The following is a 2,398-nucleotide window of genomic DNA, read 5'->3' as shown; positions in this document are numbered from 1 at the left end:
ATGAAAAGACCTATAGATAACAACGTATATAATTAATGGCTAGTTTTAGCTTGCTTACGAAAATCTTTGCAGATTTTCTATTCGGTTTTTATTTACTAAATTAGGTGCTGAAACACGCCACTAATCATATACAAACACGTTGGCAACTATTACTCACTCAAAATCTGAAAAATTGAAAATCGGAATTAAAAAATACTTTTCAATAATATTCTATAAAAACAAAATAAGAAGTTGGAATAAAATAGGAAAAATTAAAAGTGTTATAATTTTAATAATGAATATTATTCCTTTAATTCTTTTTAAAGTTAGAGAAGATTTAGATTTTTTGAATAACTATGAAATATTAGGAATTAGTGTTATGATTTTTATTTTTGTAATCTTTTTTTTATCATTTATAACAAAACTTTGGAGTTGGTTTGGAATTGAGTTTGAAAAGCCTAATTGGAATGAAAATCCTCTTACTTTAAATTCTTCAAAAAGCTTGAATTTTTTCCAGTTTATGGGATTTTGGTTTATTACATCTGGAATTAGTAAAATTCTTCTTATTGGAATTTTTTATCAGAAATTTGACAAAGAAAGTATTTTATTATTCGTTTATGGAATTAGTGTCATAATTGGAATTAAAATGAGTTTGAAATTATTGAATAAAAAGAAAAAAACAGTTGCCAACACCGTATAAACTTTATTGCTGGTTTTGGCTCACTTGGGAAATTCCTCCGGAATTTCGCCGTTCGTGTTTTATTTAGTAAATTCACTGTTTAAACAACGCAACAAAGCTTATACAACAACGTTGTGCAACATTCGAAAAAAATCATAACAATGATCAAAATAAGGTTCATATTCTTAACAATTCTGACTTTAATGATTGAAATTTCATTTGGTCAAAGTACAGATTGCGAACTAACCAAAAGTGCGTCAGAAAAAATTTTTAAAGTTGATAAAGATGATATTATCTGTATAGCAAAAAATTCACAAAAAGAAAAAACATTGGTTTACACATTTGGAACTTGGTGCGGACCTTGTCTAAAACATTTACCAAACGCAATCAAGCTTGCAAGAGAAAATGATTTGGAATTTTATGTATTGCTGACCGATAAAGAAAATAGCGAACGAGAATTAACAGCAATTAGATTTTTAAAGCAAAAACAAGAAAAAATCAACTTCGAAATAAAAGTGCTGAATTTAAAAGATGAGAATGGGAAACCAAATAAAAAATACAAACAATTCTTGGATGAAATCACACCATCGGAATTTGAAAATATTAACGATATGTCGAAATACATAATATTAAACAAATTAGGAAACGTTTTAATGGTTACCAACTGGAAAGATAATATAGAAAATGATTATGAAGACGATTCAAACATGATTGAAAAGAGAATAAAACCAATTCTAAAATAAAAGTAAAAAAACGTTGCACAACACCGTATATATTTTATTGCTGGTTCCTGCTTGTTTACGAAAATCCTCCCGGATTTTCTATTCCGTTTTTATTTACTAACTTAGTTGCTTAATCACGCAACAAAGCATATACAAACACGTTGTAAGCAAGCTAAAAACTCACTCTAATGAATAGTTTTTCGAAATTAAAAAAAGCCTTGGGAATCTTTGAAAAGCCTATAAATGAAAAAGAATCGGTAACTAAAAAATACATAATAAATATTGACCCAAATTCTCAAACATTATCTAAGGAATTTAAAGATTTTTATTATAATCATTTTGTTGAACCTTATGGATTAAGCCGAAATGAAGTCGACACGTCTTTCTTTAAAAAGATGTCTACTAATGAACTGGAAATTTCGAAAGATTTAATCAGGAAAAATTTACATTTAAAATACAGTCATTTATTTAAAGCTTCAGGAGAATTAAAAGATGAAAAAGCATTACCAATACTCTATAAGTTTCTAAACATTGAGACCGATTTGAGTTGGAAACTAACAATTGGTAGAGCAATATGGAGAATTAACAACGATAACCTTTATGAAAAACTATTAATGAATCTTGCTACAAGCAAAGAAGAAAATTTAAAGTATATACATTTTGAGCAAGTCTATGATTTAGGAGAAAAAAAGAAAGTCCAGTTTTTAAAACTTATGGTGGGAAATGATGAAACCCTTTCAGAAAGAAGAGCTACAGAAATACTTAATCGGATTAAAACAAAAAGTAAAAATTAAATCAAAGCCAGCTTACAACACCGTATATATTTTATTGCTTGGTTCTAGCTTGTTTACGAAAATCCTCGCGGATTTTCTATTCCGTTTTTATTTACTAACTTAGTTGCTTAATCACGCAACAAAGCATATACAAACACGTTATCTATAAGTTACTCACCAACAAAAATTATTGGAAAATCTATAAGTCTGAACTTCCAACAAGGGAATAATTACTCAGATGAATA

Annotated in this window: 3 protein-coding genes; all 3 read left to right on the top strand. The window is 27.8% G+C overall.

Translation table 11 applies throughout. The annotated features are described in order from the left end of the window. Positions 1 to 172: 172 nt before the first annotated feature. The 3 genes from ACVCZW_RS05835 to ACVCZW_RS05825 all read left to right on the top strand — a co-directional run bounded on the left by ACVCZW_RS05835 (position 173) and on the right by ACVCZW_RS05825 (position 2,174). Positions 173 to 679 carry a hypothetical protein gene (locus ACVCZW_RS05835; RefSeq protein WP_452231903.1) on the top strand — a complete coding sequence of 169 codons (507 nt, stop codon included), beginning with the start codon at positions 173 to 175 and terminating at the stop codon, positions 677 to 679. A 182-nt stretch (positions 680 to 861) separates the two neighbouring features. After that, positions 862 to 1,401: a hypothetical protein gene (locus ACVCZW_RS05830; RefSeq protein ID WP_452231902.1), complete on the top strand. Its 540-nt coding sequence runs from the start codon at positions 862 to 864 to the stop codon at positions 1,399 to 1,401. 167 nt (positions 1,402 to 1,568) lie between these two features. Further along, positions 1,569 to 2,174 (top strand): hypothetical protein, encoded by a 606-nt coding sequence (locus tag ACVCZW_RS05825; RefSeq protein WP_452227611.1) that lies wholly within the window; start codon positions 1,569 to 1,571, stop codon positions 2,172 to 2,174. Positions 2,175 to 2,398: the final 224 nt, after the last annotated feature.

The organism is Lacinutrix sp. MEBiC02595, from assembly GCF_053601555.1.
This window is presented reverse-complemented; position numbering and strand designations above follow the sequence as displayed.